This window comes from Pseudanabaenaceae cyanobacterium SKYG29 (assembly GCA_025055675.1).
Classification (GTDB): domain Bacteria; phylum Cyanobacteriota; class Cyanobacteriia; order Pseudanabaenales; family Pseudanabaenaceae; genus M5B4.
Window position 1 is genome coordinate 450389 of record JANWWT010000001.1, and the last position, 24386, is coordinate 474774.

At 49.7% G+C, this 24386-nt stretch carries 24 protein-coding genes; 10 read left to right on the forward strand and 14 right to left on the reverse strand.

The annotated features are described in order from the left end of the window. The first annotated feature begins 101 nt into the window (after window positions 1–101). Window positions 102–2960, forward strand: a complete 2859-nt coding sequence (infB, locus tag NZM01_02160) for a translation initiation factor IF-2 (GenBank protein MCS6958834.1) — start codon at window positions 102–104, stop codon at window positions 2958–2960. Here infB and dapB read toward each other — a convergent pair whose 3' ends face one another. Continuing rightward, window positions 2961–3764, reverse strand: coding sequence for a 4-hydroxy-tetrahydrodipicolinate reductase (dapB, locus tag NZM01_02165; GenBank protein ID MCS6958835.1), 804 nt, complete (start codon window positions 3762–3764; stop codon window positions 2961–2963). It lies immediately after the preceding gene. A 146-nt stretch (window positions 3765–3910) separates the two neighbouring features. On the opposite strand from dapB, the gene NZM01_02170 reads away from it, so the two are divergent. From NZM01_02170 to NZM01_02180, 3 genes are all read left to right on the forward strand, one after another. Further along, window positions 3911–5806, forward strand: coding sequence for an ATP-binding protein (locus NZM01_02170; protein MCS6958836.1), 1896 nt, complete (start codon window positions 3911–3913; stop codon window positions 5804–5806). A gap of 195 nt (window positions 5807–6001) precedes the next feature. Further along, window positions 6002–7324, forward strand: a complete 1323-nt coding sequence (locus tag NZM01_02175) for a TIGR02710 family CRISPR-associated CARF protein (GenBank protein MCS6958837.1) — start codon at window positions 6002–6004, stop codon at window positions 7322–7324. After that, window positions 7321–7605, forward strand: coding sequence for a hypothetical protein (locus NZM01_02180; GenBank protein MCS6958838.1), 285 nt, complete (start codon window positions 7321–7323; stop codon window positions 7603–7605). The genes NZM01_02175 and NZM01_02180 overlap by 4 nt, the downstream gene beginning before the upstream one ends. Here NZM01_02180 and NZM01_02185 read toward each other — a convergent pair. Genes NZM01_02185 through NZM01_02195 form a run of 3 tightly spaced genes read right to left on the reverse strand, consistent with a single transcriptional unit; the run spans window position 7576 to window position 9736 of the window. Next, entirely contained in the window at window positions 7576–8586 is a 1011-nt protein-coding gene (locus NZM01_02185; protein MCS6958839.1) for a glucokinase, read from the reverse strand. The genes NZM01_02180 and NZM01_02185 overlap by 30 nt on opposite strands. Then, entirely contained in the window at window positions 8583–9206 is a 624-nt protein-coding gene (gene ruvA, locus NZM01_02190) for a Holliday junction branch migration protein RuvA (GenBank protein ID MCS6958840.1), read from the reverse strand. The genes NZM01_02185 and ruvA overlap by 4 nt, the downstream gene beginning before the upstream one ends. Next, entirely contained in the window at window positions 9203–9736 is a 534-nt protein-coding gene (locus NZM01_02195; protein ID MCS6958841.1) for a hypothetical protein, read from the reverse strand. Before NZM01_02195 ends, ruvA begins: the two co-directional genes overlap by 4 nt. A 149-nt stretch (window positions 9737–9885) precedes the next feature. Between NZM01_02195 and NZM01_02200 the strand changes: the two genes are divergently transcribed. The 4 genes from NZM01_02200 (at window position 9886) to dprA (ending at window position 14157) form a co-directional block, all read left to right on the forward strand. After that, window positions 9886–11094 carry an EAL domain-containing protein gene (locus tag NZM01_02200; protein MCS6958842.1) on the forward strand — a complete coding sequence of 403 codons (1209 nt, stop codon included), beginning with the start codon at window positions 9886–9888 and terminating at the stop codon, window positions 11092–11094. 173 nt (window positions 11095–11267) lie between these two features. Beyond that, window positions 11268–12002 (forward strand): response regulator transcription factor, encoded by a 735-nt coding sequence (locus NZM01_02205; GenBank protein ID MCS6958843.1) that lies wholly within the window; start codon window positions 11268–11270, stop codon window positions 12000–12002. Then, complete coding sequence (gene ugpC, locus NZM01_02210) at window positions 12002–13072, forward strand: sn-glycerol-3-phosphate ABC transporter ATP-binding protein UgpC (protein ID MCS6958844.1); 1071 nt, start codon at window positions 12002–12004, stop codon at window positions 13070–13072. Before NZM01_02205 ends, ugpC begins: the two co-directional genes overlap by 1 nt. Continuing rightward, window positions 13072–14157 carry a DNA-processing protein DprA gene (gene dprA, locus NZM01_02215; GenBank protein MCS6958845.1) on the forward strand — a complete coding sequence of 362 codons (1086 nt, stop codon included), beginning with the start codon at window positions 13072–13074 and terminating at the stop codon, window positions 14155–14157. The genes ugpC and dprA overlap by 1 nt, the downstream gene beginning before the upstream one ends. Here the strand turns inward: dprA and queC are convergent. From queC to NZM01_02240, 5 genes are read right to left on the reverse strand one after another with little or no spacing between them, the layout of a single operon-like run. Beyond that, window positions 14154–14813 (reverse strand): 7-cyano-7-deazaguanine synthase QueC, encoded by a 660-nt coding sequence (gene queC / locus NZM01_02220; protein ID MCS6958846.1) that lies wholly within the window; start codon window positions 14811–14813, stop codon window positions 14154–14156. The genes dprA and queC overlap by 4 nt on opposite strands. Further along, the gene (locus NZM01_02225; protein MCS6958847.1) at window positions 14810–15934 is read right to left on the reverse strand and encodes a PQQ-dependent sugar dehydrogenase; all 1125 of its coding nucleotides are present in this window, start codon (window positions 15932–15934) and stop codon (window positions 14810–14812) included. The genes queC and NZM01_02225 overlap by 4 nt, the downstream gene beginning before the upstream one ends. Before the next feature lie 37 nt (window positions 15935–15971). Next, window positions 15972–16322, reverse strand: a complete 351-nt coding sequence (locus NZM01_02230) for a hypothetical protein (GenBank protein MCS6958848.1) — start codon at window positions 16320–16322, stop codon at window positions 15972–15974. Then, window positions 16319–17128, reverse strand: a complete 810-nt coding sequence (gene proC / locus NZM01_02235; GenBank protein ID MCS6958849.1) for a pyrroline-5-carboxylate reductase — start codon at window positions 17126–17128, stop codon at window positions 16319–16321. The genes NZM01_02230 and proC overlap by 4 nt, the downstream gene beginning before the upstream one ends. Beyond that, the gene (locus NZM01_02240; GenBank protein MCS6958850.1) at window positions 17115–17684 is read right to left on the reverse strand and encodes a cell division protein SepF; all 570 of its coding nucleotides are present in this window, start codon (window positions 17682–17684) and stop codon (window positions 17115–17117) included. Before NZM01_02240 ends, proC begins: the two co-directional genes overlap by 14 nt. A gap of 201 nt (window positions 17685–17885) precedes the next feature. Between NZM01_02240 and NZM01_02245 the strand changes: the two genes are divergently transcribed. Both NZM01_02245 and der read left to right on the forward strand, forming a co-directional pair. Beyond that, a complete protein-coding gene (locus NZM01_02245; GenBank protein MCS6958851.1) occupies window positions 17886–18386 on the forward strand; it encodes a DUF3172 domain-containing protein in 501 nt (166 codons plus the stop codon). After that, entirely contained in the window at window positions 18383–19741 is a 1359-nt protein-coding gene (der, locus tag NZM01_02250) for a ribosome biogenesis GTPase Der (protein ID MCS6958852.1), read from the forward strand. Before NZM01_02245 ends, der begins: the two co-directional genes overlap by 4 nt. Here the strand turns inward: der and pgeF are convergent. The 5 genes from pgeF to NZM01_02275 all read right to left on the reverse strand — a co-directional run bounded on the left by pgeF (window position 19719) and on the right by NZM01_02275 (window position 24377). After that, window positions 19719–20675 carry a peptidoglycan editing factor PgeF gene (gene pgeF / locus NZM01_02255; GenBank protein ID MCS6958853.1) on the reverse strand — a complete coding sequence of 319 codons (957 nt, stop codon included), beginning with the start codon at window positions 20673–20675 and terminating at the stop codon, window positions 19719–19721. The two genes, der and pgeF, sit on opposite strands and share 23 nt — an antisense overlap. Continuing rightward, window positions 20672–22012 carry a DUF58 domain-containing protein gene (locus NZM01_02260; protein ID MCS6958854.1) on the reverse strand — a complete coding sequence of 447 codons (1341 nt, stop codon included), beginning with the start codon at window positions 22010–22012 and terminating at the stop codon, window positions 20672–20674. Before NZM01_02260 ends, pgeF begins: the two co-directional genes overlap by 4 nt. Beyond that, on the reverse strand, window positions 22013–22261 hold the full coding sequence (locus NZM01_02265; GenBank protein ID MCS6958855.1) for a Ycf34 family protein: 249 nt from the start codon (window positions 22259–22261) through the stop codon (window positions 22013–22015). It abuts the gene before it with no gap. A gap of 25 nt (window positions 22262–22286) precedes the next feature. Then, window positions 22287–23597, reverse strand: a complete 1311-nt coding sequence (locus NZM01_02270) for a heterodisulfide reductase-related iron-sulfur binding cluster (GenBank protein MCS6958856.1) — start codon at window positions 23595–23597, stop codon at window positions 22287–22289. A gap of 294 nt (window positions 23598–23891) precedes the next feature. Then, entirely contained in the window at window positions 23892–24377 is a 486-nt protein-coding gene (locus tag NZM01_02275) for an AAA family ATPase (protein ID MCS6958857.1), read from the reverse strand. Between the last annotated feature and the right edge of the window lie 9 nt (window positions 24378–24386).

The window sequence follows — 24386 nt, forward strand, 5'->3', positions numbered from 1 at the left end:
ATAGCGTAGCCTTTGGAATTAGAGAATTTTGCCAAAATAGACTACCAGTTAACTCTATAATAGGCTAAAGTATTGCATCTTGGATTTGATTACCCGACCCCATGAGTAGAGTGAGAATATATGATTTAGCGAGGGAGTTGCATCTGGATAACAAAGATGTAATGGCTATTTGCGAAGAACATGGCATCCCCCTCAAAAGTCATAGTAGCACCATTACGGAAGAAGAAGCAGAAAAGGTAAGAGCTTCCGCCAGGGCGGGTAATCGTCCCCTCCGCAGCTCGGCTAAACCCAGTCGTACCAAAGAAACTAAGGAGAAAGAAGTCTCCCCTAAGACAAATAAGATTGTCACTGTCTCCAAACCCGAAGTAAAGCTAGTGGCTCCCCCCACCAAGCCTGCAGCTCCCGCTCCCCTGCCCAAACCAGAGCCGCCTGTCCCGCCAACCAAACCCTCTGTTCCCAAGGCAGAACCAGTAGCGCCCCCCCCTAAGGCAGAAGAAAAGCCCACGGCTCCTCCTGGGGCGGTAGCCCCGCCTAAGAAACCCGAACCACCTGCTAAGAAACCAGAGGAGGTAACTACTCCCCCCCCTAAAAAGCCCGAACCACCAACTTTGCGCAAGCCTGTCCCCAAACCTACCCTCCCCAAGAAGGAAGCAACCAGCCCTCCCCCTAAACCCAAGCCCCCTGTCATCTCGGCAAAGCGTCCCACGCCGCCTAAGGGAGACCTATTGATTGAACGGGGTATCAGCCCTCCCAAACCTGTTAAACCAGCTGCGGAAGCACCTGCGCCCCCCGTTAAACCAACACGCCCAGTGGAACCAGAAATCCCTCCCCTCGAACCAGTGGCTACATTTGAGGAGGTAGCACTCCGTCCTCGTCCCACTAAGAAGCAAAAATCTAAAGTGGAGGACTTGGAAGCTCTGGAACAGGAAAAGGTTAAACGGAGTAACAAGCTGCGGCGCTTTTATGAGGAGGAAGATATCGATTTCGATGAAGAGGACTGGTTCGACGACTATGAGGAGGAGGAGGAAGCCCCTATTAGTCTTTCTCTAGTCCGTCCCTCTGTTCGCCCCCCCAAACCCTCTGTCAGTAAGCCCACGGGAGGGATGAGCCGAGGTGATGCCCAGAAGTCCCCGAAAAAACCAAAGGAACGTCGTCCTACTACCTCCCCTACCCCTGAAAAACCTACCTCGATCGAGCTGGCTGATGCCATTCCCTTGCCGGAGTTAGCTAGTCGGTTGGTGGTGGCGGAGACAGAAATTATCCGCATCCTGTTCCTGAAGGGGATCATGGTGAACATCAACCAAGCCCTTGACCTCGATACTGCCAAAATTGTCTGTCAGGAACTGGGGGTAGAGGTAAGGGAGCCGGCAGCGAGTGCTGCTGCCACGAAGACAGAAATGCTGGAAATGGAGGACTTAGAAAACCTCCAGCGTCGTCCCCCCGTAGTGACAATTATGGGGCACGTGGATCATGGCAAAACCTCTCTTCTCGATGCCATTCGCAAAACCAAGGTTGCCCAGGGGGAAGCAGGGGGGATTACCCAGCATATCGGTGCCTACCACGTGGAAATTGAAGTGGAGGGCAAACCCCAAACGATCGTCTTCCTGGATACGCCTGGTCACGAAGCTTTTACCGCTATGCGGGCGCGGGGAGCAAAAGTTACTGATATTGCTGTCCTGGTAGTGGCAGCGGATGACGGTGTACAACCACAAACGATCGAGGCTATCAGTCACGCCCGTGCCGCCAAGGTACCCATCATTGTTGCCATCAACAAAATCGATAAACCCGAGGCGCAACCCGATCGCATTCGGCAGGAACTGACGGAGTACGGTCTGATTGATGAAGCGTGGGGAGGAGACACGATCATGGTACCCGTGAGTGCCCTGCGGGGGGATAACCTCGATACGCTCTTAGAAATGATCCTGCTGGTGGCAGAAGTGGAGGACTTGAGTGCTAACCCCGATCGTCCTGCCAAAGGCACCATCATCGAAGCCCATATGGACAAAGCCAGGGGGCCGGTGGCTACCTTCCTCGTACAAAATGGCACCCTCAAGGTGGGGGATATAGTCCTAGCGGGGTCAGTGTACGGCAAAGTGCGGGCGATGATCAACGATCGGGGGGAACGGGTAGAAAAAGCCTTGCCTTCCTTCCCCGTGGAAGTCTTAGGCTTGAACGAACTGCCCCAAGCAGGGGACGAATTTGAGGTGTTCACCGATGAAAAGCAAGCCCGAGCGCTGGCGGAAGAGCGGGCAGAAGCCCAGCGGCAAAGTCGTCTACAACAGTCCCTTGCTAGTCGGCGCATTAGTTTAGGGACAGTCTCTGCCCAGGCGCAGGAAGGAGAACTCAAGGAACTCAATGTGATTGTCAAGGCAGATGTCCAGGGGTCAGTGGAAGCGATCGTCAATTCCCTGTCCCAGTTACCCCAGCAGGAAGTGCAGTTGCGTGTTCTTCTAGCCGCTGTAGGGGAAGTCAGCGAAAACGACGTAGCCTTGGCTGCTGCTAGTAATGCTGTCATTTTGGGCTTTAATACTTCCTTAGCCCCTGGTGCTCGTCAAGCCGCTGATGAATTGGGGGTAGACATTCGGGATTACAACATCATCTACAACCTCCTGGAGGATGTGCAGGCGGCAATGGAGGGTCTCCTAGAACCGGAACTAGTAGAAGAACCTCTAGGTCAAGCGGAAGTGCGCCAGGTTTTCCACCTAAGCAAGGCAGTAGTTGCAGGCTGTTATGTTCTGTCGGGCAAGTTAGTGCGGAATTGTAATCTCAGGGTGTTACGGAAGGGCAAGGTCATTCACGAAGGGGCACTTGACTCCCTCCGCAGGATGAAAGACGATGTTAAAGAGGTAGCTAGCGGGTTTGAATGCGGTGTGTCCGTCAACAAATACACCGATTGGCAGGAGGGGGACATCATCGAAGCCTTCCGCATGGTGACTAAGCGCCGTACCCTGAGCACCTAGCTACAGAATTTTCTCCAACCCGTAGACCAAGGACTGCAGCGTGATGACTTTGCGGATTGCCAAGATAACGCCGGGCATATAGCAAGCTCGATCGATGACATTATGGCGCAGGCTATAGGTCTCCCCCGCACTACCAAAGATAACCTCCTGGTGGGCAACTAAACCAGGCAACCGCACACTGTGAATGGGGATGTTTTCCCCCACTACCTTGCCCCTGCCCTCGGTTTCTAAGCGGGGGTTAAACGTCTTGCCCAACTCGGAGAGCATCTGTGCCGTTTTAATTGCCGTGCCACTGGGGGCATCCGCCTTCTGTTCATGGTGCAACTCAATGATTTCCACATAGTCATAAAACTGACTGGCGGCAACAGCAGCTTGCTGGAGCAAAATCATGCCAATGGAAAAATTGGGAGCGATAATTGCCCCTACACTGGCTTTATCAGCAAACTCAGCTAAATCTTGGATTTGCGCCTCTGTCAGTCCCGTTGTACCCACTACCGGACGGACTCCATAGGCAATTGCCGATCGGACATGGTCGTAGACTACCCCAGGATGGGTGAAATCCACCATAACGGCGTACTGCTGCTCCTGCGCTCCCTGCGCCAATAACACTTGCAAATCACTTGTAACTGGCACTTCTAGCGCCCCTATTCCCACCACCTCCCCAATATCCTCCCCCAAATGCGTACGTCCTGTTGCCCCAATTAACACTAAATCCCGCCGCTGGGCAATTGCCTTAATTACTGTCCGCCCCATCTTGCCCGTTGCCCCCGCCACAATCACAGGAATTGGTAAATCTGTCGCCATGAGATGCCTGCCTAGCTTCAGAGGATTAGTCTACCATCTGCACAAAATTTAAGGATTAGTTAAGGAAAAGTTAAGAATACTTAGTTGCCAACCCCTGCCTAAACCGCCAAGATGGTAGATAGCAAGATTATAGGTAGAAAAACGCCATGGCACCTTCTGTAGTTATTGCTCAGATTTCCGAGGATCAAGAAAAGCTCTGGCAAGCCGTATTGGAGTCCCAAGGGCTAGAGGTGACGGTCAAATCTCCCCAGGAAGACCTGACGCAATATCTCAAGGAACAGAAGCTGAGCGGGCGAGAACTACCGCATCTAATTTTGATGGACATGGGGATTACCACCAGTGACGGTTCCTCCCTGCAAGCAGTAGGGGTTTGCCGCTGGTGTACGGAAAACCAAGCTCCCACTAAAGTCATTCTCAACAACTCCAAACAGGACCAAATTTTACCCCTCAAGCGACGGTGGGCTACCCGTTTGGGTGCAGCAGACCTCCTACCCCGCCTATTCTCGGAGAATCTCAATGAAATTATCGATCGGGTAGCGGAAATTGGCGAGTTTACTGTTTCCCGAGCTGCATTGGAACAGATATTTGCCAGCACGACGCGGGCAGAAGCGGAAGACACTACTGTGCTTGCTCCCAGAACTGAAGTTCGCACTCTCAGGGAAGTAAAAACCGATGAAATTGTCCGTAAATTAGCTGCTCTCACCTCCACGATCAATGAAGTTTATGCTGAAGAAGAGAGTAAGGGAGAAGAACAAACAACAGGTTTATCTTTGGATGCCACTATTCAAGAACTGACCTTGTATGACTTTCAATTAGAAATCAACCGTCCTGGCAATGATGCTGTTCGCTACCTAGAAGAAAATACCCTTATTCCTGGTGTGATTCTTGTCCAGGAAGGCAAATACTTTGGCTTTCTTTCTCGCCGTCGCATCCTAGAAATGTTAGCCCGTCCCTTTGGACAAGAACTATTCTTGAAACGACCGATCGTGAAGATGTATGACTCAGGGGCTTTAGACACTATGATTTTGCCAGGCAACACTTCCGTAGTTGTAGCGGCAGTCAATGCTTTGCGTAGGGCGGAAGCTCTAATTTATGAGCCAGTAGTTGTACAACTTGATCCAGACAACTATAGAATGCTCGACCTCCATGACCTATTGTTGGCACAACTAGAAATACAAGAGACGGCATCCAAGATGCTGCGTAACCAAGCCAAAGCTCGCATGGTGCAGATGGAAAAGATGGCAAGTCTAGGTCAAATGCTAGCTGAAGTTTCCCATGACATTCGCAACCCTGTCAATTTCATCCATGGTAATGTGGAGTACTTGCAAAATTACTGTCAGAGCTTGATTAAAACTGTAGAGACAATTCAGCGAGAGATCAATCATCCTACCCTGGGACAACTGATAGAAACGGAAAATTTAACCTATGTGCTCCAGGACTTACCTAAGGTAGTCAACAGCATCAAGTTGGGGGCAGAACAACTACGCAATCTAGTCACCGGTCTGCAGAGCTACTCCCACATGGAGGAAGTTATACCCGACATTTTGGACATCCATGAATGTATTGAAAATAGTCTCACTATCTTGAGTAATCGCATCAAAGATCAGATTACCATAGAGAAACGATTCAACGAAGAAGTAGGGGAAATTCTCGGCTTCCAAGGTCAACTAATGCAGGTATTCATGAACATTATCGGTAATGCTGTGGATGCCCTCTACGAAAAGATGCAGAAGGTAGGCAAGAACGGCTGGCAACCCAAGATCATTATTTCCACTGGGCTAAAACATGAAGATAAAAATGACTTTCTTTCCATCAAAATTGCGGACAACGGCGAAGGTATTCCCCCAGAAAACCAAAAACGTATTTTTGATTCTTTCTTCACAACCAAATCAGCTGGCAAGGGCACAGGCTTGGGCATGGCTATTACCCACGAAATTGTTGTGCAAAAACATAAGGGTAAGATACTACTTAACTCTCCCTATGTTATGGACGGTAAGAAAATTACAGGTACTGAGTTTGAAGTTTTACTACCTACTTCATAGTCCTATACAAATCGTTAAATCTAGCTCTTCATCGGCATGGTATAATTTTCCTACATATCTGCATGTAGGGTATGGCAGTTTGCTTTGGTGTGTAATCTAGAGTAGAGACAAAAATCACCAACAAGGGAAGGGAGGATTAAAAAATTGACAAGGGAAAAACTTAAAAGTCTCCACTACTTGCGGAGCTAATGACTTATGACCAAGGTGTTATTCGTTACTGTCGGTGGCTCACCTCAGCCCATCGTCACTGCTATTAAGAGCCTAAACCCCGATCGGGTCATTTTCATCTGCTCCAGTAACAATAAAGGTAAAGGTTCTATCGATCAGGTAGTGGGGAAGGGTACGCCCTGTGAAATTAGGAAAGGGGATACAGTTGTGGACAGGTTGCCCAACATTCCCACCCAGGCAGAAATTACGGCTCGCTTTAATCCCGATCGGGACATAATTCTTATAGATGACCCTGATGATTTATCAGAATGCTATACCAAAATTGCTGATGGCATAAAAAAAGTAAAAGAAGAAGAGGAAATGGCAAATATTTACGCCGACTATACAGGCAGTACGAAAACAATGTCTGCAGCTCTTGTGGTTGCTAGTTTGGATTACGATATACAATTGATGATTACTACTAGCACTGTTAGAACAAATAATATTAGGGTGGAAGTAGGAGAGAGAACAAGGAGAGCGCGCACGATCGGTATGTCGGTTAGACGATTGTTAGAACAGAATGTAACTACATATCTCAAAGAGTATAACTACAGTGCTGCGGTTAGGTATCTGGAAGAATTACAAGTTAATCATGAACTAGTAGAGCAAGATGGACAAAAAGTAGGCATGTGTCTGGATATTTGTCGTGCCTTTGATGCTTGGGATAAGTTTGAACATAGCACTGCTTGGCAATTAATCCAACCCTATATGAAGTCACTTAAAGAATACGGCATTTTTCTGAAGAAAGTAAAGTATAGTCGGAATTTGTTAGACCCAGATTTCAGGGGTGATGACCTGATTAAAGGTCATGGCTACGAGGTGCTTCAGGACTTACTATTAAATGTTGAACGTCGTGTAGAGCAAAAACGTTATGATGATGCCGTTGGTCGGCTTTACCGATCGTTAGAGTTGTTAGCCCAACTAAGACTCCTGTTACAGTACGGACTGAAGACAGAAAACGTGGACGTAACACAGCTGCCAAAGGATTTACAGTCCAAGTATGAAAGTTACCGATTGCAAGACGGTAAGGTGCAGCTGGCTCTGCAGCGTTCCTATGAGTTGCTCTGTGACCTCAATGACCCCTTAGGTCGGGTATACGAAAACTATAAGGGACGGATTATGGATGCCCTGGCAACCCGAAATTACTCAATCCTTGCCCATGGATTTAGTCCAATCATTGAGGAGAAGTACAGAAAGTTTGCTGATTGTATCCTAGGATTTATGCGGGAGGGCTTATCCATCTGTGTTGGCAATAAATTGCAAGAAGCCCCACAATTTATTAGTGACTTGAGCTTATTAACAGAGCTATGACCGATCGTTATTCTAACCTGATCGATTTAGTTAAGGAATGGCAAAGCAATAATTATCAAGACTTTACTCAAGTAGAGTCTTTTTTCAGACAGGAAATATTGCCTGACCAAGGTGCCGATCGTTTACGTCTGCATGTAGAAATACACCGTCTGATTAAGTTAATTGAGGCGGATTTATCCCTGCTACAGGCTAGTCGATCGGAGGAGAATAGACAAAAATATCTGACTAGGCTACAGGAAAAGGCAAATAACCTAATTGCTCTTTGTCAGAGTTATCGCTAGTATGCCTGCACCAATTAACCCCACCTCTGGATGTAGGACAATGTGGAAAGGAATATGATCGAGTAGGTGGCTCACCCTGCCTTTGTCCTTGATAGTTGCTAAAAACTTACCTTGGTCAACTAGACATAAGTTTAATAGCTTGGGTAAAATTCCCCCAGCGATGTAAATCCCGCCATAGGCAAGTAACTTCAAAGCAAAATCCCCCACTTCTCGGGCATAGCAGTCTAAAAATATAGCGATCGTTTCTGCTGCGATGCTATCAGTTTTATTCCTAGCAGCTTGAGCAATTAAAGCGGGTGCATCAGGATGACTGTCAATGACGGCTTGATAAATATTGCTGTGTTCTGCCCGGTAATATTGATGGAGAAATGCATAGATATTGGTTATACCTTGACCTGATACCACTCGTTCTACAGAAACACGCCCAAATTTTTGCTGCAAATATTTCAATAGCTCTATTTCGAGCAACGATCGGGGAGCAAATTCGGTATGACCACCTTCTGTCGGATAAACCTGGTATCCCTCTCCTTGCTTAATCAAAAAACCTTCCCCTAAACCAGTTCCAGCACCAATAACACCGATCGGTGCCCCTACTACAGGGGTAACATTCTGGAGTGTCAGTAAGTCTTGTTTATCTAACCCTAAAACACCATAGCCCACGGCTGTAAAATCATTAATAAACACTACTCGCTCAATTTCCAGATGGCGACTCACGGCTCGTCGATCGATCACCCAACCTAAATTGACCATGCGGCACTCATCCCCAACAATACTACCTGCAATTCCTAAACAAATCATCTGGGGTTTTTCTGTAATCTGTAAATTAACCTTGACATCAGTCAAAAATTGCTCGATCACTGCTTCTAGGTGGGGAAAATTCCTCATTTCATAGCGATTTGTGTAGAGAGGTTGACCATTCTGATCGATTAAACGCAGCAGCCCTTTTGTGCCACCAATGTCTCCCACGAGCAAATAACTCATAGCTTTTTCTCCTGTAATGTTAACCACTCGATCGCTGCTCTGAGCCAATCTTCCCACTGCTCTGTCTGCCTTAAATGGGGCATAGTTGCTACCGCTTGCATAGCTCTTGTGACCTCGTCATGGGTGTAGCCTAGGGCTAGCAAAGTCATTTCTATTTCCTCTTGCCAAGGTGTGGGGAGAGGTACTACAACTCCCGATCGATAATCTGCCAGTTTAGTGCGCAATTCTAAGGCTAATCTCTCTGCCGTTTTTGTGCCTATTCCTGGCGCTAAGCATAAAACCCGGATGTTAGAGGTAATAATTGCTTTCACCAAATCAGTCAAACCTAAAGTGTGCAACAGGGCTAGTGCCATTTGTGTACCGACTCCCGTTACCTGAATTAGTTTGCGAAATAAATCCCTCTCTGCCTTAGTGGGAAAGCCAAACAAGCATAATTCTTCCTCTCGCACTTGCAGATGGGTAAATACTTCTACTACTTCATTAATTACTAAAGAACTAGCGTGGCGACCAGTAATACGCACATCGTAGCCTAAGCCTCCTACCTCCAAACACAAAATATTGCTTACAGGTTTGCGATCGATTTCTATACTCACTACCCGACCACGGATGAGAGCAATCATGACTGGGGCTTGGGTAATTTGGGAAAGCGGGGTAGTTCCACAGCGGCGAAAGAGGACAGGTGCTTTTCGCGGTCGCGGCGGATGAGGGGGGAAGGGGAACGGCGATCGGTGGGGGGGCGAGGGGTAGGTTGGGGCTTCTCCTCTTCTCGAAAGGAAATAGCTTCTACGTCCGTCCAGGAAGTCTCAGGGATGGGGTCAGGGTCAGCCTTGGGTGGGGGGGTAGCAATAGTAGTAGGCACATCAATACACCGTTCCAGAGCAGCTTTAAGTTGGGAGCATTGATGCTGTTCCCGTTTCAAGCGATTACGCAATTCCTCGCAGGTGCTTTGGGAGATTGCTAGTTCTTCCTTTTTTGCCAGTAGTTCCTCCTCTAGTAACCGTACCCGCTCCCGCAGAAACTGGTTGCGACTTTCCTGCTGCTCCAGTAGGGATTGACATTGGTGTAACTTAGCTTGACACTCCATGAGCAATCTCTGATTTTCGGCGCACTGGGGTGCTTGGGGACAGGTTACTTCCGGAGTAGTACTCATGACCAACTGCTAATGGTACTCCCTTAATTAAAATTCTATTGCGGCGATTATACAAGACCTAGACATTCTCCCTTTTTTGTGCGATGACAAGGAAAATGCTACAATTGGCAGCCCCACAGGATACCATAAGCTAAGAGTAATTTTTTGTGATGAGTAAATTCTCCCCTGCTAAGATTTTGATAGTGGACGATATGCCCGACAATGTTCGGCTGCTCACTAATATTCTCAGTCGCAAAGGCTTTGAGTTAATTGCCGCCTATAGCGCCCAGATGGCATTACAGTTGCTGCAGTCTGTTCTGCCTGATTTAATTCTCCTGGATGTCAATATGCCAGGCATGAGTGGCTATGAACTCTGCGAGACTTTGAAATTGGATGACAGACTGAAAAGTATCCCCATTATTTTTATCAGTGCTCTCAACGATATTCAAGATGTGGTGCATGGCTTTAGCTTAGGGGCAGTGGACTATATTACAAAACCTTTTCAAATCGAAGAGGTAATTGCCAGGGTTAACACTCACATTTCTCTGTACAGGTTACAACGACAACTTCTCGTAGAAAACCAAACCCTGCAAACCAAAATTCAGGAACGGTTTAATATCGATCGTGATTTATATAATGATCTCTGCCAAGCCATTCCTAACCAAGAACTGGAGATTTACTATCAACCGATCGTGTCTATTGCTGATAACAAGATTAGTGGGTTTGAAGCCCTATTGCGCTGGCAACATCCGACTAGAGGCAAGGTCTCCCCTGGGGAATTTATTCCGATTGCGGAACAAACAGGCTTGATTAACAACATGGGTGCTTGGGTCGCCCAACGATCGATGTTACAACTTAGCCGCTGGCACAGTGCCTATCCCCAATTGATGGTGAGTATAAATGTGGCAGGGAGCCAACTCCTTGATCCCCAGTTTATCAATGTGATTGAGAATGGGTTGAGTATTACAGGTGTTTCACCGAGTCAGATTAAGCTAGAAATTACGGAAAGTGATATTATTACGGACGTTGATCGGGCAATTAACCAGCTGCAGCAACTACGAGAATTAGGAGTAAAAGTCTGCCTCGATGACTTTGGCATTGGTTACTCTTCTCTCAGTCGCGTGCAGGAATTTCCTATTGATGTCATTAAAATCGATCGGACATTTATTAAACAGAAAAATTGGGTTATTGCTAACATCATTCAGCTCCTTGCTGATAGTCTAGGGGTAGAAGTGATTGCAGAGGGAATAGAAACAGTAGAACAGTTAACCAAAGTAAGAGGAATCGGTTGCGATTATGGGCAGGGTTTTTTGTTTTCTCCGCCCTTACCTGTCAAAGAAGCTACTGACCTATTAGCCCAAGTTTTTTTGCCGGGATAGCTTTTCTCCTAGTAGAGCCTAGAGGTAAAAAGTAATTGCAGGCTAAGTTTGCTGTCCTAGGACAATTAATTGTATAATTTATTTACACTTAATTAACTCCCCTCGCCGGCAGCAGTGAAATATTCTATAATTCGATTAAGCTATAGGTTCGCAAGGAAATCGATAAGTTCACAATGAATAAATTAAAGATTCTGCTGGTGGAAGACGATACGGAGTCGGGAGAAGCCCTGATGGAAGCCCTGCGAGATCAGGGATACAGTGTGGAGATAGCAGCAGATGGGGAAGAGGGTTGGGAGAAGTGTACGCAGGAAAAGTTTGACCTTTTGTTGTTGGATATTATGTTGCCCAAGCTGGATGGAATTAGTCTGTGCCGTCGTCTGCGCCACAAGGGCTATACTATGCCAGTCATTATGCTCACTGCCCGTAAAACTATTACCGACAAGGTTCTCGGTCTGGATGCAGGGGCAGATGATTACATGACCAAACCGATCGATTTACTGGAGTTGTTTGCGCGGTTGAGAGTATGGGAGCGGCGCATTTTTGAGTTTACTCCCCCCCCTGTAGTGCAGGTACCAGCGGAAAAGCCGGCAGCGACAATTATGAAGTGGGGGCGCTTAAAATTAAACACCACAACCAGGGAAGTGACTTATCAACAAAAGCAAGTGCCAATTACGCGTAAAGAGTTTGAAGTGCTAGAACTGCTGATTGCTAGTGGCAGAAATATCCTCACCCGTAATGCTATTTTGGAAAGACTATGGGATCAAGATGACCCACCCACAGAATATGCGGTGAAAGCTCACATTCTCTCTATTAGAAATAAACTGATGTCGGTAGGTGCCCCGCCGGATTTCATCGAAACAGTAAGGGGGATTGGTTACCGCCTACGACCCTATACAGGGATTAACTAATGGCAGGGGTTCGCTTGGCAGGTATCACTAAGGAATGGCAGCCCTTGGGTAAGACGCAGGAAATAGGGTACAGGTTAGGCACGATCGATTTACAGATAGGGGACGGGGAGCTGTGTACTTTGGTCGGTCCGTCTGGCTGTGGCAAGAGTACAATTTTGCGTTTGATTGCAGGGCTAGAGACACCAACGACGGGGGAGATTTACATAGGGGAAAAAAAAGTAAATGACCTGCCCCCTAGAGATAGGGATGTGGCAATGGTATTTCAGAATTATGCCCTCTATCCCCACATGACAGTAGCAGAAAACTTGAGCTTTGGTCTGCGGATGCGGGGGGTAGATAAAAGTGTGATTAGGGAACGGGTACAGTCTGTGGCTAAGGCTTTGGGGTTGGAAAACCTGCTGCAACGCAAACCCAGTCAGCTCTCCGGCGGACAGCAACAGCGGGTGGCACTGGGCAGAGCGATCGTGCGGCAACCCCAGGTGTTTCTTCTGGATGAACCGCTCTCTAACTTGGATGCCCAACTGCGGGATACCACTAGGGCAGAACTAAAGCTCCTGCACCGCCAACTGCAAACCACCATGATTTACGTCACCCACGACCAAGTGGAGGCAATGACCCTAGCCGATCGGATGGTAGTTTTGTACCAGGGGCAGATTCAGCAAATTGGGACACCGCAGGAGATTTATCAGCAGCCCGCTAACCGCATGGTGGCGACATTTATTGGCAATCCGCCCATGAATATCCTGCCGGGCGTGGTAGTACCAGAGGGAATCAAAATTGGCGGACAGGTTCTACCGATCGACACGACCGTACCGGTGGGGCAACCGATCGAAGTGGGCATTCGCCCCGAAGATTTGCGCTTTCAGCCGCAGGGGGAGTTAGGGCTGGCGGTAGCAATTAAGTTGACGGAGTTGCTGGGAGCAGAAACGTTAGTACACGCTGACATCACAGGTTGTCCCCAGGGAGAAGTGCTCATGAAAGTGGCAAACCAACCCCTAGGGGAGAAAGTATACTTTGACCGCGATCGTTTATACTTCTTTGCACCAACGACGGGGGAACGCTTGGGCTAATGGAAGCTGCCTATTGGTATGCTTGGTCACAAATGCGGGGGATTGGTCCCGTTTTACTGAAGCGGATTTTTGAATATTTCGGCAGTCTGGAGCGGGCATGGTACAGCGGGGAGCAGGAACTGTGGCAGGTGGAGGGTTTGGGTAAAATTACCATTGCCAGTATTCTAGAACAGCGCTCCCTCCTCGATCCCCTCCCCCTTTGGCAAAAGCATTTGCAGCAAAACCCCCAGGTTTGGACTCCGGTTGACCCCCACTATCCCCAACTACTGTGGCAAATTCCTGACCCACCACCAATTCTTTACTACAAAGGGACTCTGCAAACTTGGTCGGAAAGTTACACGATCGCTATTGTCGGTACCCGCAGCCCCACCAGCTATGGATTACGCTGGACAGAAAAAATTAGCACTGCCCTGGCGGAACGGGGATTTGTGATCGTCTCAGGGTTAGCGGAGGGGATCGATAGCTGCGCCCAACGAGCTTGCCTCAAGGCCGGGGGAAAAACGATCGCTGTGGTCGGTACAGGGGTCGATCGGGTCTATCCCAGTCGTCATCAACAACTCTACGAGCAAATTTTGGCGCAAGGTCTAGTTTTAAGTGAGTATCCCCAGGGGACACCCCCCGATCGGAGTCACTTTCCCAAACGCAATCGGATTATTGCCGGGCTATGCCGCGGTGTAATTGTTATGGAAGCCCCAGAGGGGTCAGGGGCATTGATTACTGCCTACCAAGCCAATGAATATCAGCGGGAGGTATTTGTTCTGCCTGGCAATCTGGACACAAAACAGGCGCGGGGTTGTTTACAGTTGTTGCAGAGAGGGGCGCAAATTATTTTGGGAGTAGATGAACTCCTAGCAGTTTTGGGGGAATTACCCCTCCTCGACCCTCCAGCGGATGCCAGCCAGCTGCCAATTCCAGAAGCCTACCGCCGTGTGGTAGACCTCATCCCCTACAGTGAAGCGATTAGTTTCGATCGGTTAATTGCCCTGTCGGGCTTACAGTCAGGAGAACTGGCTAGCCAATTGTTAGAGCTAGAAATCCTAGGCATTGTCATACAACACCCAGGCATGCGTTACCAAAGAACCTAGACCAAATCAGGCCTACCTGCTTCTATCAGGGCTTGCTGGCGAATACGACAGGCATCGCAGACACCGCAGGGCTTCTCTCCCCCTTGGTAGCACGACCAGGTTAACTCGATCGGTACTCCTAGTGCTAGTGCTTTTTTAACAATATCCACTTTGCGGTCATGAATTAGCGGTGCCACTAGACGGGGTGGATTTCCCGCAATGCCCACTTTGCAAGAGAGGCTGACCAAATGCTGAAATGCCTGCAAATATTCAGGACGACAGTCAGGGTAGCCAGAATAATCCACAGCATTGATCCCCAAGTAGACCGCCTCTGCTCCTTTGGCTTCCGCTAAGGATAAAGCTACAGCGATAAAAACCGTATTCCTGCCGGGGACGTAGGTGGGGGGAATAATAGCAGGATTAACGCCTGTTGTAGGCACAGGAATATCAGGACTGGTGAGGGCAGAGCCACCCCATTGGGATAGGTCGATTGCTAGGATGTAATGCTCCTGGATATGAAAGTGGGCAACGATCGCTTTCGCCGCCTCTAGTTCCCGCTGGTGTTTTTGTCCATAGAAAATGGAAAGAGCAATGGGAGTATAGCCGTCTGCCAGTGCCTGGGCAAGCACCGTTGAGGAATCTAATCCCCCTGAGAGCAATACGACCGCTGTCTTCATGGCTCTAAGCGTAGCAATTGTCCGTTCGGCTCATCTGTTAAGACATACACAAAACCATCTTTACCCTGTCCTACATACCGAACCCGCCTACCAATCGGAATTGCCCCAATCACCTCTCCTTTCTGGTTGAGGACTTGCACTTGCTGAGATACTAATCCCCCCACTAATAAATTGCCCCGCCATTGGGGAAACTTGTCTCCCCGATACACTGCTAAACCAGAGGGAGCAATCGCCTCCTCCCACACCACCACAGGGTCAACCATACCAGGGGCAGAGGGTTTACCGATCGGTGCGCCCGTACTATATTCCCTTGTCCGCGATACCACAGGCCAGCCATAATTTTGGCCTGCCCGCAGACGATTTAGTTCATCACCCCCCCGTGCACCATGCTCCGCTGCCCATATTTCTCTAGTTTGGGGGTCCAGGGCTAATCCCTGAATGTTGCGATGCCCGATCGTCCATAGGAAACCATCACTATTAGGGTCGTTGACGAAGGGGTTATCAGGGGGTACCTTGCCGTCAGCAGTCATACGGACAATTTTGCCCAGGTGGCTCCGTCGGTTTTGCGCCTGCTCCCGAATCAACTTGCCCCCCAGACTATTGGGGGGATTGCCGCCATCACCCACAGTAACAAGTAAGGTGCGATCGGGTAACCACAATAACCGTGCACCAAAGTGCTGAGTCCCTGACTTACTAGGCTGCGCCCGCCAAATTACCTGCCAGTTGCGGAGATGCTTGCCGTCAAACTGCGCCCTTGCCACCGTTGTCTGATTGGCACTGCTATTCCCTTGGGCGTAGGTAAAGTATACAAGGGAACTTTGGGGGAAATCGGGATGGAGAGCAATGTCTAGTAAACCCCCTTGACCAGCGGCAAACATAGGAGGAACTCCCTCTACCAGACGCAACCTACCATCCTGCCAATGCCTGACTCTGCCTGGTCTTTCCGTAATTAACGCACTGCCGTCGGGTAACCAGACCATACCCCAGGGGTGTGCTAAGCCAGATACGATCGGAGTTACCTGCACAGTAGTTATCTGCGGCAAATCCTGACTATTTTTGATGATTCTGGGTTGAGCCGTAGCCAGCAAAGTTAACAGAAGCAAGGGAGCCAGGTACGCCATTTCCCTGAGGATAACGCTACCGCCAGGTCAGCTAACTCTATTCTAAGTAAAGTTCCATGGTGGGGAGCAGGCGTTGCAAATTACCCAGGGAACGTTCCTGCCAAAATACAGCTTTCGACCCCCGTACTACTAACTTTAGCTCAGGATATTGGCGAGCATTGATAACAAAGCGCGATAGGGCAGTAATCCCAGAACTATTGAGGAGTTTGAGTTCTTTGAGGTCAAGGGTTAGATGGCTAACACCACTTGCTAAAATGTGGTCAAGGAATTCAGCAAGAGGTCGATAGGCATTAGCCCCTGGCAAACGCATACTACCAGTGAAAACTACTCTTCCCTCGTTAGCATCATAGGTAACTGTGTAATCTTCGTGGGTCAGTGCCTGGGTCATGGACTATAGTCTAGTTCTGCTGCTCGCCTGCTAGCTGCTTCCACTGCCGCCATCAATGCCAACCTTAACCTATGGTACTCCAGCGCGTAAATCCCTGCAATAGTTGTTCCCCCGGGGCTAGTAACCTGACTTTTCAAGTCAGCAGGGTCAATATGCTTGGCTTTAAGGTACTGGGCTGTTCCCAACATAGTCTGTATCGCTAAGGTCTGTGCCAGGGCACGGGGTAAACCCATCAACACTCCCCCATCAATCAGAGCTTCTAACACCACTGCCAAATAACCAGGACCCGATCCCGCCAACCCTGTGACAGCATTTAGCCACTCCTCCGGCACTTCCACTACCTCCCCCACTGCTTGCAACGTAAATTTCACCCTTTCCTTCTGGGGGGCTGTCACCAGATCATTACAGGCAAAGGCAGTCATTCCTGCCCCCACCTGAGCAGGGGTATTGGGCATGGCCCGCACGATCGGTAACTGGGGAAACACTCTGCCCAAACTGCTCAAACTAACGCCCGCCATGACAGATAGCACCAGGTCAGTGATGATAGAGGCTAACTCCGAAGCGATCGTGGTAAATTTTTGGGGCTTTACAGCCAGCAAGAGAATTTCACAGGGCGGTATATCTGAGTTACGGTTTACCACTCTCACACCGTAATGAGACTCCAGATAAGTACACCGCTCCGATCGGGGATGACTAGCCACCACCTCCCCTGGGGCATAGGTACCCGTGGAGAGAAGACGGGAGAGGATAGCTTCCCCCATCACCCCCACACCCACAATGCCGAGGGCAAATTTACTGTTGCGCAAAGCGATTCACCGAAGGCTCTGCCGACCAAGCGGGGGAAGACATGGCAGGACGGGAGGGAATTTTCACCTGTGGCAGAGGTGGCTCACTCAAGTTACCCCCCATAGTGGTTACCTGCACACAGGAGGGGGCAAACAGAAAGATACTGTCGCCAATGCGTTCTTGGTGTCCGTCGATAGCATAGGTGCCGCCTGCGACGAAATCCACTGCCCGCTGCGCCTGGTCAGGTTCCATCATGGTTAGATTTAAGACCACCGACTTACGTTCCCGCAGCGCTTGAATGGCAGCAGGCATTTCCTCAAAGCTCCGTGGCTCCATCAACACCACCTGGGATACAACATTGCTCGCACCGGGCATGCCGATCACATTACTACCCACTTCACTGCGAAAAGGACGCTCCCGCCGCCGCGTGGAAAAATCTTCTGGCTCAGGAGCAGGGCGAGCAGGTTCTTCTGCCGGCGGGGTATACTCCCTACTGCCTGTCTCCTCGTACTCGTAGTCGTATTCCTGGTCTTCAGACAATCCCACGAAACTGCGCAGTTTATTGAAGATACTCATAGGTTACTCCTCATTTACCATTGATCTTAGTCCATGTAGTCCTATTGGGAGCGCCACGGATAGTAAAAATTATAGGGAAGTTCTCCTTCCTGGCGAAATTTTTTCTTGTAAAGTCTGACAATGTTAGGGATTTTGACTGGTTTCTAAGAATGTTTTTAGGATCAGGGGGGAGGTATGATGGGGTAAGTATAGGATGACACTATGGCAAGGAGACGGTCTTCGACGTTTGCGGCTAGTCCCCCCAGGGATGATACCAGCCTGAAAATTGCCATTGCGGGGGCGATATTCGTTTTGGGCATTGGGGTAGGTCTAGCCATCAGTACCCTTAATCCCACAGTGCGCACAGTAGATGTGACTAGGCTGGAGTATTTGGCGGGGCAGTTCTGTACGAATTTTGGCTATGCTGCGGTGGTCACCACTAATCGCATCTATGTCACCCTCAATCCCTACAATGTCTATGTGAGTCAGTCAGATTCCCAGCCTGGGTGTGTGGTTCTACCCAATAACTGGAATCAGTTACAACAAAGGCAGTTAATTACGGGGGAAGATATTCAGCGCTGCCGTGCCCGTCTCAATACCTTTGGCTATTCTGGTAATATAGAAGACCCTAAGAGTGTCAAGGTAGACTGTATCTACGAAAGTCAGAACGCCCAGGCTGCTTTTCTGCCACAGAATACGCAAAACAATCAACCTGCCCAATGAGCTTACCGATCGTTGCTATTGTAGGTCGCCCCAATGTGGGTAAGTCAACGCTCCTCAACCGCATTACAGGGGAGCAGTGGGCGATTGTCTATGACGAGCCTGGCATTACGCGGGACCGTACCTACCGTAGGGCGTTTTGGGGAGCCCATGAGTTCATGGTGGTGGACACGGGGGGGTTGGTTTTTGATGATGATTCGGCGTTTTTGCCCCAGATTCGTCAGCAGACCCTGGCGGCGGTACAGGAGTCAACGGCGGTAATTTTTGTGGTGGATGGACAGGAGGGCTTAACCCCAGGGGATTTACAGATTGCGGAGTGGTTGCGCCACCATCCTATTCCTGTCCTAGTGGCGGTAAATAAGTGTGAGTCGGAAAGTGTGGGGCTGTCCCAAGCGGCGGAGTTCTGGCGGTTGGGCTTGGGGGCACCCTTCCCCATTTCCAGTATTCACGGTGTGGGTACAGGGGAGTTGATGGAAGCGTTGGTAGCCTATTTGCCCCCCCCAGAATCTGTCACGGAGGAGGAGGAAACAAAGGTGGCGATCGTGGGTCGTCCAAATGTGGGCAAGTCCAGTCTCCTCAATGCTTTTACTGGCTCAGAGCGGGCGATCGTCAGTCCCATTGCGGGTACGACTAGAGATGCCATTGATACGGTGGTCACTCGGGGAGAGAAGCGTTACAGGTTGATTGACACGGCGGGGATTCGGCGCAAAAAGAATGTGGAGTATGGGGCAGAATTTTTTAGTATCAACCGTGCTTTTAAGGCAATTCGTCGATCGGATGTGGTGCTTTTGGTGTTGGATGCCCAGGAGGGGGTAACGGAGCAGGATCAGCGGTTAGCGGGACGCATTGAAGAAGAGGGCAGGGGCTGCATTATTGTTGTCAACAAGTGGGATTTGATCGAAAAGGACAGCTACACAATTTATGAGTACACCAAAAATATCAGAACGGACTTGCAGTTCATTGATTACGCTCCTCTAATTTTTGTCAGTGCCTTGACGGGGCAACGGGTACCTAAAATTCTGGACTTGGTAGATAAGGTAGCAGAGCAGCATCAACGTCGTGTACCCACAGCGGTTTTGAACGATGCGCTCAATGAAGCGATCGCTTGGCACAATCCCCCAGTTTCCCGGGGCGGCAAGCAGGGCAAGATTTATTACTGTACTCAGGTGGCAACTGCTCCCCCTGCCATCGTGCTGTTTGTCAATGACCCCGATCGGTTTAATGACACCTATCGCCGCTACATTGAGCATCAACTGCGCAAATCCTTGGGCTTTGAGGGTACACCCCTGAAGTTAATGTGGCGGGGCAAGAAGGTGCGGGAAGTAGAAAAATCCATCAATCGGGCGACCAAGGTGTAATACCTGACCACTGGACTTTGCCTGTCTGTCCGTCCTGGGTGTGGCAACTGCGGCGGTAGGAGTAGAAGAGATGGGGATTTTGGTAGGTGCAGTAGGGAGCAATGGCAATATGCTCAGGGGGGATGCCCAGCTCCAGGAGTTGTTGTTGCTGCACAAGACGCAAATCTAAACGGCAATGCCCAGGTAGTTCATCGGGCAATACTCCCACAGGGTCTGTCAGGGTGGCTAACACCCGATCGGCTACTTCTTGCCCCACTTGGTACTTCTCCCCACTAATAGCAGGACCCAAAGCAAATAACAAATCAGTCAAGTTGCTGCCCTGCTCGACCAGAGTTGCCACCATGATGGGGAGAATCTTTGCTGCTGTCCCCCGCCAACCACTGTGAACGGCGGCTACTGTGCCCCTCTTCCTATCCCCCACTAAAATCGGTACACAATCGGCACTACAGACCCAGATTGATTTGGCAACTTGCCGATCGAGCCATAAGCCATCTGCTTCCAGTCTGTCTTCTGCCTGCGTATTTTTGTGGGGCTGCTGGTCTTCTTCTTGTGTTTGATGAGTTTGGTGACCTTGATCCAGATATTCCTGGGGTTGTTGGTGAGCTTGATAGTCCTGGGGTTGGTGAGCTTGATAGTCCTGGGGTTGTTGGTGAGCTTGATAGCCCTGGGGTTGGTGAGCTTGATAGCCCTGGGGTTGGTGAGCTTGATAGTCCTGGGGTTGGTGAGCTTGACAGTCCTGGGGTTGGTGAGCTTGACAGTCCTGGGGTTGGTGAGCTTGCCGAACCAACAGACCATAGACACAGCGATTGCCATGGACTTGTTTGGCAAAGAGGGCATCAGTTGGAGGATTCTGGTCTTTGGTGAGAAAACAGTGTTGCCACCGATCGAGTAAACGACACCGTAAACTTCCGCCTTCCCAGTACCAATCACTCATAGGAGACTGCGTTGCTTCAACTGCAAATACCGATCGACCAAGGGCTGGCTCACCTGATGGGCAGGGGCATCCAAAACTAACACCCCGTGCTGGCGCAATTTAGCAAAAGCTAGTTCCCGTTGGTCAAGCAAATCGAGGGCAACTGCCCGATTAAAAGCATCCTTGATGGCAATAGGTATCCGATCGGCACTGGCGGGGTCAGGGAAAGTGTGGGCTAACCGATCGACTTCAGGGTCGCGCAAGGTAACACAGAAGGGCAAATAGCGGGGAGTGAGATGGGTCATAGCTGTCAACAGTTCTGCTGAAGCTGTCTCGTCAATGATGTCTGTGAGCATTACCACCAATGCTCGCCTAGTCTGTTGCTGTACTACCTTCCCCACTGCTGTCATATAGTCAGGTTCCAAGAGCTGAGGCTCAATTGCCGTCAGTTGCTCCATGATCTTCCCCAGGCGATGTTGTCCCCGTTCTGGCGGTAGCCAGCAGTACATATCCCGATCGAATACTCCTACTCCCACCCGATCGCCCCTGTGCAGTCCCGCCAGCGCTAGAGCTAAAAGAGCATTCAAACCATGATCGAACCTGGTTAAACCCGCCACCCGTGCCGTCATCAGCCGACCCCGATCGAGCAGGATAATCAAAGTCTGCTCCTGTTCTGGTTCTAATACTCTTACTAGAGGGCGGTTCCGCCGCGCTGTCGCCTTCCAATCGATTAACCTGGTGTCATCCCCCAAACGATATTCCCGCAATTCCGCAAATTCCGTCCCGATGCCCCAGCGCCGCTTTTGTCTGATCGCCCCCCCTGCCTCCATTGCCAGTTTAATTGTCAAAGCCTTGAGGGAGACCAGATCGGGATAGACTGCCACCTCTTGTCTAGCAGGTACAGTCCACTGGGAAAAAGCTAGCCCCCATCGCCCCCGCTGCCGCACATAAATGTCCCCCCAGGTAAAAAGCCCCCGCCGATCGGGTCTAATCGTGTAACCCAATTCATACCTTACCCTTGCTCCCAGTTGCAGCTGTAGCGTATCCCGTGACACCGAAAACTGCGGTGGGTAACTGTCCCGTATTTCCACATAGCAAGGTTGAGAAGCAGTCTCGATCGTCACTTCCACAGGATTGGGTTTACCAATGGAGAGGCGGGGAGCTATCGACCGTCTGACCTTGACCCGATCGATGGTGAGAACATCAATAACCGCCAGACCGAGGACAGCCAGATTGCCGACTACCAGTGCCAAAGCTGCCACTTGCCAACGGGAGGAAGCAGGAGACAGCCCAAAGAAAACCGCTCCCACTAAGCCCACTACCACCAACAAGAAATAAGCCCGATCGGTTAACAACATCTAGGTCGGTACAGCCACCCCAGGGCGGAGGCGAGACCATTTCCCCTGTTCCAGACGGAAACTATCACAGCCGACCACATCCCATTCCATGAGAATTTCTTCCCCTTGGGTACGAATATTGACATTAATTTGGGGATTATGGGGCATAAAATCGGGGTAAGCCGTGAGATGGGGTTGTTGGTGTTGGTGTTCCACCGCATGGTAGGTGATGCACTGATCGACAAAGTAACAATTGACACAAATACACATAGGCAACCCTCGTCTGGCAGTGACTCTATGATAGAGGATTTCCTAGGGAGCGGGCTAATAACTCCACAGGATGTAACACAGGCACATCTTTATGCTGCAAAGCGAGGTGCTTACGAATTTGCAAAGCACACCCTACATTCGGGGAAGCAATCACATCAGGTCGCGGCGTTAACAAATTATGCACTTTCTGTCTGCCCAATTCCTCTGCCACTTGCGGTTGCAGAATGTTATAGACTCCCGCACTGCCGCAACAGATGGCATTATCGACAATTTCTGCTAGTTCTAGTTGAGGAATCTGTTTGAGCAATCGTCGGGGTGGCAAGCTAATCTTTTGTCCATGCAACAAATGACAGGCATCTTGATAAACCACCCTCAAAGGAGCAGACCCGATCGGTTTTAACTCTGCTGTCATGCCCACTGCATCCAAAAATTCATGAATATCTCTGACTTTAGCCACAAACTCCTTCGCCTGGTCTTTGTATTGGGGGTCATCTGCCAACAAATGGTGGTACTCCTTCAAGGTATGACCGCATCCCGCTGCATTGATAATCACATAATCCACATTAGCTGCCCTGAAGCAATCGATCATTTCCCTTGCCAGCTGCTGTGCCTGTTGTTCTTGCCCTTGGTGATGGGATAGCGCCCCACAACAACCCTGTACGGGGGGAATCACCACTTCACAACCATTTGCCGCCAGTACCTTGACCGTTGCTTCATTCACCTGGGGTTGAAACAGGCGTTGCACACAGCCAAGGATTACCCCCACTCGATAGCGCTTTTGTCCCTGGGCAGGTACCAAGACCGGTAACCGATCGCTAAAGGCGGCTTTCGTCACAGGCGGCAAGATCGATTCCATGGCGCGGAGACGATCGGGCAGCAGTCGCCATACACCCAGTTGACGCAGAAGTGAGGGCAGACCTAGTTTTTGATACAACCACAGCGGGTACAGCAACCAGCGCATTCTCTGGGGGTAGGGAAAGATGTGAAAGATAAACCAACGCAGCAGGAAGTCAAAGGGCGATCGGGAGAAATTTCTTTCCACTTGGGCACGGGTGGCACTGATAAGCCGATCGTATTGCACCCCTGAGGGGCAGGTAGTAACACAAGCTAGACAACCCAAACAGGTATCAAAGTGTTGCACTACATTAGGAGCAAGTCCAATCTCTTGGGTATTGATGGCATCCATCAGATAGATACGTCCACGGGGGGAGTCCGTTTCCTTACCGATGACACGGTAGCTAGGGCAAGTAGCCAAACAAAAACCGCAATGGACACAGGCATCAATCAATTGGGGATTGGGAGGAGATTTTTGATCAAAAGTGGGAGCAGTTGCCATGGTTTGCTATGGGAGTTTTTGATCATCTTAATCAATCCTGGCAAGTCTCTGACCTGAGTTATCCCCATAGGCTACATAGGTCTCAGTCTATTTGTAGCAGTCCTCAACCCTATAACAGATTTAACTAACTAATACTGTTTGACCACGGCAGAATTATAAGAGACTTTGGCAGACGGGCATTCTCTTGCTCTTAAATGATTCCTTAGATGAGGGGAATTTGGGGGTAGGGGGCTATACCCTCGATGTTTTAGTTTTTGATGTTCTAGATGACAGCTACCTAACTGTTGTAACCAATTAGTCAATCCATTCACTTTCATTTTTGGCTAAAGGGGATAGCAGATAATCGAATCCTTCCTGCAGGCGGGGGGGCGACAGTTGCAGATGGCGATACATCTCCACAATTACATCTTCGGGCACTTGCCGATCGCGCTGTTGATTACGCATAAGACATACCCATAGGGGTTCATTCAGCCACCAGCCGCGAATGGGGTCAAAGCCGTACTTCCGTGCCAGGTCTATGACTTTCCGCCGATATTCCGCCCGATAGTTTGTGGCATCATATATCACGGAGTGGCGATCGGCACTGGCTCTGGCAAAAGCGGACTCCACTGCTCGCCAAATTTCACTCCAGTTACCTTGAATCCTAGCATCACCGTAGAGCTGTTCCCGCACCCGATCGGGGCTGACAATCACTGCATTACTGGTCTGCTGGAGCAGGGCTTGAGCGAGGGTAGATTTGCCGCTCCCAGGTACGCCGATGAGGATGATCGCCTCTGCCATGTCCTTTAG

Coding starts and splice junctions, on each gene's coding strand:
- infB (MCS6958834.1), top strand. CDS start 102: ATGAGTAGAGTGAGAATATATGATTTAGCGAGGGAGTTGCATCTGGAT.
- dapB (MCS6958835.1), bottom strand. CDS start 3,764: ATGGCGACAGATTTACCAATTCCTGTGATTGTGGCGGGGGCAACGGGC.
- NZM01_02170 (MCS6958836.1), top strand. CDS start 3,911: ATGGCACCTTCTGTAGTTATTGCTCAGATTTCCGAGGATCAAGAAAAG.
- NZM01_02175 (MCS6958837.1), top strand. CDS start 6,002: ATGACCAAGGTGTTATTCGTTACTGTCGGTGGCTCACCTCAGCCCATC.
- NZM01_02180 (MCS6958838.1), top strand. CDS start 7,321: ATGACCGATCGTTATTCTAACCTGATCGATTTAGTTAAGGAATGGCAA.
- NZM01_02185 (MCS6958839.1), bottom strand. CDS start 8,586: ATGAGTTATTTGCTCGTGGGAGACATTGGTGGCACAAAAGGGCTGCTG.
- ruvA (MCS6958840.1), bottom strand. CDS start 9,206: ATGATTGCTCTCATCCGTGGTCGGGTAGTGAGTATAGAAATCGATCGC.
- NZM01_02195 (MCS6958841.1), bottom strand. CDS start 9,736: ATGAGTACTACTCCGGAAGTAACCTGTCCCCAAGCACCCCAGTGCGCC.
- NZM01_02200 (MCS6958842.1), top strand. CDS start 9,886: ATGAGTAAATTCTCCCCTGCTAAGATTTTGATAGTGGACGATATGCCC.
- NZM01_02205 (MCS6958843.1), top strand. CDS start 11,268: ATGAATAAATTAAAGATTCTGCTGGTGGAAGACGATACGGAGTCGGGA.
- ugpC (MCS6958844.1), top strand. CDS start 12,002: ATGGCAGGGGTTCGCTTGGCAGGTATCACTAAGGAATGGCAGCCCTTG.
- dprA (MCS6958845.1), top strand. CDS start 13,072: ATGGAAGCTGCCTATTGGTATGCTTGGTCACAAATGCGGGGGATTGGT.
- queC (MCS6958846.1), bottom strand. CDS start 14,813: ATGAAGACAGCGGTCGTATTGCTCTCAGGGGGATTAGATTCCTCAACG.
- NZM01_02225 (MCS6958847.1), bottom strand. CDS start 15,934: ATGGCGTACCTGGCTCCCTTGCTTCTGTTAACTTTGCTGGCTACGGCT.
- NZM01_02230 (MCS6958848.1), bottom strand. CDS start 16,322: ATGACCCAGGCACTGACCCACGAAGATTACACAGTTACCTATGATGCT.
- NZM01_02240 (MCS6958850.1), bottom strand. CDS start 17,684: ATGAGTATCTTCAATAAACTGCGCAGTTTCGTGGGATTGTCTGAAGAC.
- NZM01_02245 (MCS6958851.1), top strand. CDS start 17,886: ATGGCAAGGAGACGGTCTTCGACGTTTGCGGCTAGTCCCCCCAGGGAT.
- der (MCS6958852.1), top strand. CDS start 18,383: ATGAGCTTACCGATCGTTGCTATTGTAGGTCGCCCCAATGTGGGTAAG.
- pgeF (MCS6958853.1), bottom strand. CDS start 20,675: ATGAGTGATTGGTACTGGGAAGGCGGAAGTTTACGGTGTCGTTTACTC.
- NZM01_02260 (MCS6958854.1), bottom strand. CDS start 22,012: ATGTTGTTAACCGATCGGGCTTATTTCTTGTTGGTGGTAGTGGGCTTA.
- NZM01_02265 (MCS6958855.1), bottom strand. CDS start 22,261: ATGTGTATTTGTGTCAATTGTTACTTTGTCGATCAGTGCATCACCTAC.
- NZM01_02270 (MCS6958856.1), bottom strand. CDS start 23,597: ATGGCAACTGCTCCCACTTTTGATCAAAAATCTCCTCCCAATCCCCAA.
- NZM01_02275 (MCS6958857.1), bottom strand. CDS start 24,377: ATGGCAGAGGCGATCATCCTCATCGGCGTACCTGGGAGCGGCAAATCT.